Below are 7,566 nucleotides of genomic sequence, written 5' to 3' on the forward strand. Positions count from 1 at the left end.
GATGAGCAGGGGAGCATTGCTGGTCCTCGCCGACGGGCGCTTTCCCGCCGGCGGGCACGCGCACTCCGGCGGGGCGGAGGCGGCCGTCAAGGCCGGGCGGGTCACCGGGGCGGCGAGTCTCGCCGACTTCTGCCGGGGGCGGCTGTACACGGCCGGTCTGGTGTCCGCCTCGCTGGCCGCGGCGGCCGTACTCGGTGTCGATCCGGTGGAGTTGGACGCGGCTGCCGATGCGCGGACGCCGTCGCCGGCGTTGCGGACCGCTGCGCGGAAGCTCGGGCGGCAGTTGATGCGGGCCGCCCGTGCGACCTGGCCGTCCGCCGAACTCGACGTGCTGGCACGGGAGTTCCCGAAGGGCGCGCATCAGCCGGTCGTGCTGGGGCTGGTCGCTCGGGCGGCCGGTCTGGGGGCCGAGGACGCGGCGTACTGCGCGGCCTACGAGAGTGTGAGTGGGCCCGCGTCGGCGACGGTGCGGTTGCTGAGCCTCTCTCCGTTCGACGCCACGGCCGTACTGGCGCGGTTGGCAACGGAGTTGGACCTTGTCGCCGATCGGGCGGTGGAGGCGGGGCGGCGTGTGCTGGGCGGCGGGGTCGATGAACTGCCGTGTGCGTCCTCGCCGTTGCTGGAGATCGGGGCGGAGGCGCATGCGGCTTGGGCTGTGCGGCTGTTCGCGTCGTAGGGGGTTTCCTCGCCCCCGCCGCCCCTACCCGTCCCGTCACCAGGGGGCTCCGCCCCCTGGACCCCCGGTCGGCCTGAACGGCCTCGTCCTCAGACGCCGGACGGGCTGATGGGTGCCGGGCCCACCTCATAAGACCCCCAAAGCCCCGCAGAAAACCAGAAGGAGCCGCCCCATGCACCTCGACCACACCCACGACGGCCCCGCCGCCGTCGGCGCAGACGCCCGTCGCCCCGACGGCAGCCGCCGCGCCCTCCGTATCGGACTCGGCGGGCCCGTCGGCTCCGGCAAGACCGCCACCGTCGCCGCGCTCTGCCGGGCCCTGCGTGACGAGCTCTCGCTCGCTGTCGTCACCAATGACATCTACACCCGTGAGGACGCCGAATTCCTGCTGCGGGAGGCCGTGCTGCCGCCCGAGCGGATCAGCGCCGTCGAGACGGGGGCCTGTCCGCACACGGCGATCCGGGACGACATCTCGGCCAACCTCGAAGCGGTCGAGGACCTGGAGGACGAGGTGGGGCCGCTGGACCTGATCCTGGTGGAGTCCGGCGGGGACAATCTCACCGCGACCTTCTCCAAGGGGCTCGTCGACGCGCAGATCTTCGTGATCGACGTGGCGGGCGGGGACGACATCCCGCGCAAGGGCGGTCCCGGGGTCACCACCGCCGATCTGCTGGTCGTCAACAAGACCGACCTCGCGCCGTACGTGGGGTCCGATCTCGGGCGGATGGCCGCCGACGCGAAGGCGCAGCGGGCCGAACTGCCCGTTGTCTTCCAGTCGTTGCGGGCTGAGACCGGGGTCGCAGACGTCGCCGCCTGGGTGCGGGCACAACTCGCCGCGTGGGCCGCGTGATCGCGACCGGCGTACGGGCCACCGCGCGGATCGTCGCCCGGGACGACGGGCGCGGCGGTACCGCGCTGCCCGTGCTGGAGGGGGACGGGCCGCTCGCCCTGCGCAGGATCCGGGGGAGCGGCGCGGAGGCTCGGGTCATGCTCGTCGGGGCGATGAGCGGGCCGCTCGGCGGGGATCACTTCGCCGTCGAGGCCGATGTGGAGAGCGGGGCGCGGCTGCGGGTCGGGTCGGCCGCGGCGACCATCGCGCTGCCGGGGCAGGCGAAGGGCGAGTCGCGGTACGACGTGCGGATCGACGTCGCCGAGGGCGGTGAACTGGAGTGGCTGCCCGAGCAGTTGATCTCCGTGTGCGGTAGCGACCTTCGTGTCACCACGCGCGTAGACCTCGCCGCCTCCGCCCGGCTCGTACTGCGCGAGGAGCAGGTGCTCGGGCGGGTCGGTGAGGAGCCCGGGCGGCTCACCAGCCGTCTCACGCTGCGGATCGCCGGACGGACCGTGCTGGACCAGGAGTTGGCCTGTGGTCCCGGAGCGCCCGGCGGCTGGGACGGGCCCGCCGTCCTCGGGGGGCATCGCGCAGTGGGGCAACTCGTCGTCGTACGGCCGGAGTTCACCCAGGAGCCGCCTGTGGCGCGGATGCTGGGGGAGTGCGCGGCGCTGGCGCCGCTGGCCGGGCCCGCCGTGCTGGTGACGGCCGTGGCGGCCGACGGGTTGCGGTTGCGGCGGGTGCTGGACGAGGCATTGGCGTCGCTCGGGTGAGTATCCGCTGAGCGGTACGTGAGTTTCCGCTTATCGGATTGGTAAAGAAGGTCAACAGCCTCTGTCCTCAGACACCTCACAGCCGGGAGGATCCCCCGAGACCATTTCGCAACTAAGTACGGGGAGGGGCCCACTTGAGGTTCATCAGACCGAGGAGCCGCGTCACGGCGTTCGGCTCGGCCGGGTTCGCCGCGGCGGCTCTGATAGCCGGCGCCGTGGTGGCACCCACGGCCACCGCGCAGACCAACCAGGCCGCAGGTCACGGGCAGGACACTGCGGCCAAGGGCGCCGCGCTCGCCGCCGCTCGCGCCGCGAAGGCCGGGATCGACTGGCAGGACTGCCCCGCCGACTGGGGCTTCGCGAAGCCGGTCCAGTGCGGCTGGGTCTCCGTGCCGGTCGACTACACCAAGCCGAACGGCAAGAAGATCAAGCTCGCCGTCGACCGCGCGGTCAGCACCGGCACCGCGGCGGAGCGCCAGGGCGCGCTCGTCTACAACCCGGGCGGTCCGGGCGGCTCGGGCATGCGCTTCCCGCTCCGGGTCACCACCAAGAACCCGCTGTGGGTCAACACGTCCAAGGCGTACGACTTCGTGGGCTTCGACCCGCGCGGTGTCGGCCACTCGGCGCCCATCTCCTGCATCGACCCGCAGGAGTTCGTGAAGGCGCCCAAGGCGGACCCGGTACCGGACACCACGGCCGACAAGAACGCGCAGCGCAAGCTGGCCCGTGAGTACGCGGACGGCTGCGCCGAGCGCACCGGCCGCACCATGCTCGCGCAGATGACCACGCCGAACACCGCGCGCGACCTGGACGTCATTCGTGCCGCCCTCGGCGAGAAGAAGCTCAACTACCTGGGCGTCTCCTACGGCACCTACCTCGGCGCCGTCTACGGCACCCTGTTCCCGTCGCACGTCCGCCGGATGATCGTCGACAGCGTCGTCAACCCGGCGCGTGACAACATCTGGTACGAGGCCAACCTCGGCCAGGACGTCGCGTTCGAGGGCCGCTGGAAGGACTGGGAGGACTGGGTCGCGAAGAACGACGCGGCCTTCCACCTGGGGACCACGCGCGACGCCGTACAGGCCAAGTGGCTGCAGTTGCGCGCCACCGCCAAGAAGAGCCCGCTCGGCGGGGTCGTCGGTCCGGCCGAGCTGCTCGGCTTCTTCCAGGGGGCCCCGTACTACGACTCCTCGTGGGTGCCGGTCGCCACCGCGTTCAGCAAGTACTTCGCCGGTGACCCCCAGCCGCTGATCGACGCGGCCTCGCCCGACATGTCGGACACCGCGGGCAACATCACCTCGGAGAACGGCAACGCCGTCTACACGGCCGTCGAGTGCACCGACGCCAAGTGGCCGACCAGCTGGGCGAAGTGGGACAAGGACAACACGGCGCTCAACAAGAAGTACCCGTTCCTGACCTGGGCCAACGCCTGGATGAACCTGCCGTGCGCCACCTGGCCCGTCAAGCAGCAGTCCCCGGTCGAGGTCAGGACCGGCAAGGGTCTGCCGCCGGTCCTCATCGTGCAGTCGCAGCGTGACGCCGCCACTCCCTACGAGGGCGCCGTCGTACTGCACCAGCGCTTCAAGGGCTCCCGTCTGATCACCGAGAAGGACGCTGGCTCCCACGGTGTGACCGGTCTGGTCAACCCGTGCATCAACAGCCGGGTGGACACCTACCTCCTCACCGGCAAGCTGGACGCCGCCGACGTGACGTGCACCCCGCACGCGACGCCGGTGCCGTAACGAGCAGCAGTCGTAAGTGACTTGGGGCGGCCGGTTCTCAACCGGCCGCCCCAAGGCATGTCTTCCGCGTGCGGATTCTCAACTCAGCGGCAGGCGCGGGAACTTGCGTTCCTTCGCGGCAGCCGCCTGTTCCGCCTTGGCGACGGCCGCGTACTGGTCGACGTACTCCTGCTCGGAGAGCATCAGGATCGCGTACATGATCTCGTCGGTGATGGCGCGCAGGATGGCCTTCTCGTTCTCCATGCCGGCGTAGCGGGAGAAGTCGAGGGGCTTGCCGAAGCGGATGGTCACCGGGTGGATGTTCGGGATGACCTTGCCGGGCGGCTGGGCCTCGAAGGTGCCGATCATCGCGCAGGGGATGACGGGCACCTGTGCCTTCAGGGCCATGACCGCGACGCCGACCTTGCCCTTGTAGAGGCGGCCGTCGTGGGAGCGGGTGCCCTCCGGGTAGATGCCGAGCAGCTCGCCCTTGCTGAGGACGCCGAGACCCTCGCGGATGGCGGCCTGGCCCGCCTCCTTGCCGGAGCGGTCGACCGGGATCTGGCCCGCGCTGCGGAAGAAGGTCGCGGTGAGGCGGCCCCTGATGCCGGGACCGGTGAAGTACTCGGCCTTGGCGAGGAAGGTGATGCGGCGCTTGAGGACCGCGGGCATCAGGAAGTGGTCCGAGAAGGAGAGATGGTTGCCGGCGACGATCGCCGGGCCCGACTCCGGTATGTGGTCGAGGCCCTCGATGCGGGGTCTGAAGACCAGTCTGAGCAAGGGACCCAGAATCACGTATTTCAGGAGGTAGTAGAACAAGGGGGTCGCTCCTCACTCCGGCGGGTCGGCTCGACCGATCTGTTCTTGCAGGTCACCCGGTCTCTCGTGGGCTGCCAGTGTAGGCGCAGGCGGCGCCGCGTGGAACCGGTGGCGATCAGCGCGCCGCGGACACGGCCGAGGGCGGCGAGAAAGAACCCCTCGCCGCCCTCGGGACGGAACTGCCCCCGGTCCGCCGGGACTTACACGGAAGCGGTGCGCGCCTTGCGGCGGTGCAGGGCGAACGCGGTGGTCGCCGCGCCGGCGGTGAGGATGCCGGCCGCGATGGCAATCGGCAGGCTCGTTGAGGTGGAACCCGAGTAGGAGACGTTCTGCGCGGCGAGGTCCTGGTTGTATGCGGCCAGGTCGGACGCGGACGAGGCCGTCTGCGTGTAGTGCGGGATCCGCTTGACCGACTTCACGGAGCCGTTCGTGTTCAGCAGCACCTGCTTGTTGTTGGGGTGCTTGAAGTCGAACATGTGGGTGAGGCTGCCGGCCCGCTGGTCGAATGAGGCGTCACCGATGCGGCCGGTGTGCCAGTTGTTCTCGATGAACCGGGTGATCGACGTCTGCTCGGTGGGCGTGTGGTCGATCTTGTTGACCTTGCTGTAGGGCGAGATGACGAGCAGCGGCTGCCGGGTGCCGGGGCCGCAGCGGTCTGCGTAGCCGCCCTTGGCGGCCGGACCGGACTGGCAGGCTGCACTGTCGAGGGCCTTGCCGTTGGAGCCGACGGTGGAGTCCGTGGAGCCGTTGCGCACCTTCGAAGTGACGTGGTCGTACCAGCCGTCGGAGTCGTCGTAGGCGACCACGACAGCGGTGGACTTCCACTCCGGGGACTGCTGCAGCGCGTTGATCTCCTTGATCAGGAAGTTCTGCTCGTCCGTCGGGTCGGAGTAACCGGCGTGCCCGTCCTGGTACTGGGCCGCCTTCAGGAAGCTGACTGCGGGGAGGTTGCCGGTTTTGAGGGCGGCGTCGAAGTCCGTGAGGTCGTAGTTGTGGTTGGCGCGCCCGTTGTGGCCGATCTCGCTGACGCTCTTGGGGGCCAGGTGGTGCGGGTTGGACGTCGACTTGTAGTACTCGAACGGCGAGTGGTGCGGGCTGTAGTCGACCACCGCTGCGCCGCCGGCGTTGGTGTGGGTGGTGCCGGCGCACTTGGCGTAGTCGCCGCTCTTGCCGTCCCAGGCGGTGCTGGGCCGGAAGCCGCCCTGGAACCAGCCCCAGCTCACGCCCTTGTTGTTGAGCAGGTCGCCGATGTTCTTGCCCTGCATCGCCGCGAGTGCGTTGGTGCTGGTGTGGTCCTTGTCCGAGCAGTCGTCGTAGGCCGGGTCGGGGTCGTTGACGACCGTGCCGATGCCCTTGGTGTTCGGGGAGACCACGGTGTACGGGTCCGGGGTCGTTGTCTGCTTCGGGTTCTCGGTGCCGGAGGCCGGGTCGACGGAGATCACGCCGTGGGTCTGACCGGAGATCAGGTTCAGGGCGCCGGGTGTGGAGGGGCCGTAGACCGAGCTGAACGACTTGTCGTTGAGGGAGTACTGCTGGGCGTAGTTCCACAGGCCCGTGACGGTGTTGCCGTCGTAGTAGTCCATCACCAGGCCGGGTTCACCGAAGAGGCCGGTGCACTTGTTGACCTCGGTGTTCTCGACGTACTTGTCGGCCTTGCCGCTGTCGGCCGCGTACTGCTCGGGGCCGTAGGAGTGGTTCTGGTCGCAGGTCATGGCCTGCGAACTGCTCAGCCGTTTGGGGGTGTACAGGTTCGGGTTCGTCGTCAGCAGCCCGGCGTTGAGGAGGTTGTCGGCCTTCGGGGTGTGCGCCGTGGCCTTGAACGTCGTTCCGTCGGTGTTGGCGGCCTGCGGGTAGGTGGCGAAGTAGTGGTCGAAGGAGACGTTCTCGTCGTAGATCACGACCACGTGTTTGATCGGCGTGGCGGTGTGCGTTCCGTGACCGCCGTGCGCCGAGGCCGCCGCCGCGGGGACCGCTCCGCCCGCGGTGGCCAGGGCGGCCGCGCCGAGCAGGGCGCCTACGCGCGTCAACCGACCTCGCGCGCCAGAGGTTCTTCCTGTGCCGATCATGCTGTCTCGCCTTCCGGGAGCACTGTTCTCGCTGCCACGCCATCCTTGGCCGTGACGCCTACGGCCATAGCCTGGGCAATGATGACGGCGGGGCGGGGGAGCGGCAATGACGCGCGAGCGAACGCCCGGTCAGGAATTTCTCATGGTCTGTTGGTCTGGTCTTGACCCTGCTCTCAGGTCAGCAGCGTCCGGCCGAGCCAGTCGGCGCTGTCGCGGGCCCCGGGCAGGGCGAAGAAGTAGCCGCCGCCGTACGGCGAGACGTAGTCGACCAGTGGTTCACCGGCCAGGCGTTTCTGCACGTTCTCGAACTGCCGGGCGAGGTCCTGCTGGTAGCAGCAGAACAGCAGGCCCATGTCGAGGTTGCCGTTGCTGTCCATGCCCCGGTCGTAGTTGTAACCGCGGCGCAGGATGCGCTGGCCGGCCGTGGAGCCGGTGCGTGGGTTGGCGAGCCGGATGTGGCTGTCCAGCGGGATCACATCGCCCTGCGGGTCCTGCGCGAAGTTCGGGGTGTCCTTCTCGTGCCGTCCGTCCAGCGGGGCGCCGGTGTCCCGGGCGCGGCCGAACATCCGCTCCTGCTCGGTGATGGAGACCCGGTCCCAGAACTCCACCAACATCCGGATCAGCCGCACGACTTGATAGCTGCCGCCGGCCGTCCACTCCGGTTCGCCGCTGCCTGCCC

Annotated in this window: 7 protein-coding genes; 4 read left to right on the plus strand and 3 right to left on the minus strand. The window is 69.7% G+C overall.

The window, feature by feature from the left end; all coding sequences use genetic code 11:
• Position 1: 1 nt before the first annotated feature.
• The 4 genes from AB0I51_RS44675 (at position 2) to AB0I51_RS44690 (ending at position 4,023) form a co-directional block, all read left to right on the plus strand.
• Positions 2 to 676 (plus strand): urease accessory UreF family protein, encoded by a 675-nt coding sequence (locus AB0I51_RS44675; RefSeq protein WP_362984631.1) that lies wholly within the window; start codon positions 2 to 4, stop codon positions 674 to 676.
• A 172-nt stretch (positions 677 to 848) separates the two neighbouring features.
• Positions 849 to 1,526, plus strand: coding sequence for an urease accessory protein UreG (gene ureG, locus AB0I51_RS44680; protein ID WP_362984633.1), 678 nt, complete (start codon positions 849 to 851; stop codon positions 1,524 to 1,526).
• Complete coding sequence (locus AB0I51_RS44685) at positions 1,523 to 2,281, plus strand: urease accessory protein UreD (RefSeq protein ID WP_362984646.1); 759 nt, start codon at positions 1,523 to 1,525, stop codon at positions 2,279 to 2,281. The genes ureG and AB0I51_RS44685 overlap by 4 nt, the downstream gene beginning before the upstream one ends.
• A 134-nt stretch (positions 2,282 to 2,415) precedes the next feature.
• On the plus strand, positions 2,416 to 4,023 hold the full coding sequence (locus AB0I51_RS44690) for an alpha/beta hydrolase (protein WP_362984634.1): 1,608 nt from the start codon (positions 2,416 to 2,418) through the stop codon (positions 4,021 to 4,023).
• A gap of 78 nt (positions 4,024 to 4,101) precedes the next feature.
• Here AB0I51_RS44690 and AB0I51_RS44695 read toward each other — a convergent pair whose 3' ends face one another.
• The 3 genes from AB0I51_RS44695 to AB0I51_RS44705 form a co-directional block, all read right to left on the minus strand.
• Positions 4,102 to 4,821, minus strand: a complete 720-nt coding sequence (locus tag AB0I51_RS44695; RefSeq protein ID WP_362984636.1) for a lysophospholipid acyltransferase family protein — start codon at positions 4,819 to 4,821, stop codon at positions 4,102 to 4,104.
• Between the two features lie 200 nt (positions 4,822 to 5,021).
• Positions 5,022 to 6,887, minus strand: a complete 1,866-nt coding sequence (locus AB0I51_RS44700) for an alkaline phosphatase family protein (RefSeq protein WP_362984638.1) — start codon at positions 6,885 to 6,887, stop codon at positions 5,022 to 5,024.
• A gap of 173 nt (positions 6,888 to 7,060) precedes the next feature.
• A partial coding sequence (locus AB0I51_RS44705; protein WP_362984640.1) for a Dyp-type peroxidase occupies positions 7,061 to 7,566 on the minus strand: 506 nt, incomplete at its 5' end.

The organism is Streptomyces sp. NPDC050549, assembly GCF_040655035.1.
Lineage (GTDB): Bacteria > Actinomycetota > Actinomycetes > Streptomycetales > Streptomycetaceae > Streptomyces.

Bases quoted from the DNA above. Each gene is read 5' to 3' on its own strand.
- AB0I51_RS44675 (WP_362984631.1), top strand. From the start codon at position 2: ATGAGCAGGGGAGCATTGCTGGTCCTCGCCGACGGGCGCTTTCCCGCC.
- ureG (WP_362984633.1), top strand. From the start codon at position 849: ATGCACCTCGACCACACCCACGACGGCCCCGCCGCCGTCGGCGCAGAC.
- AB0I51_RS44700 (WP_362984638.1), bottom strand. From the start codon at position 6,887: ATGATCGGCACAGGAAGAACCTCTGGCGCGCGAGGTCGGTTGACGCGC.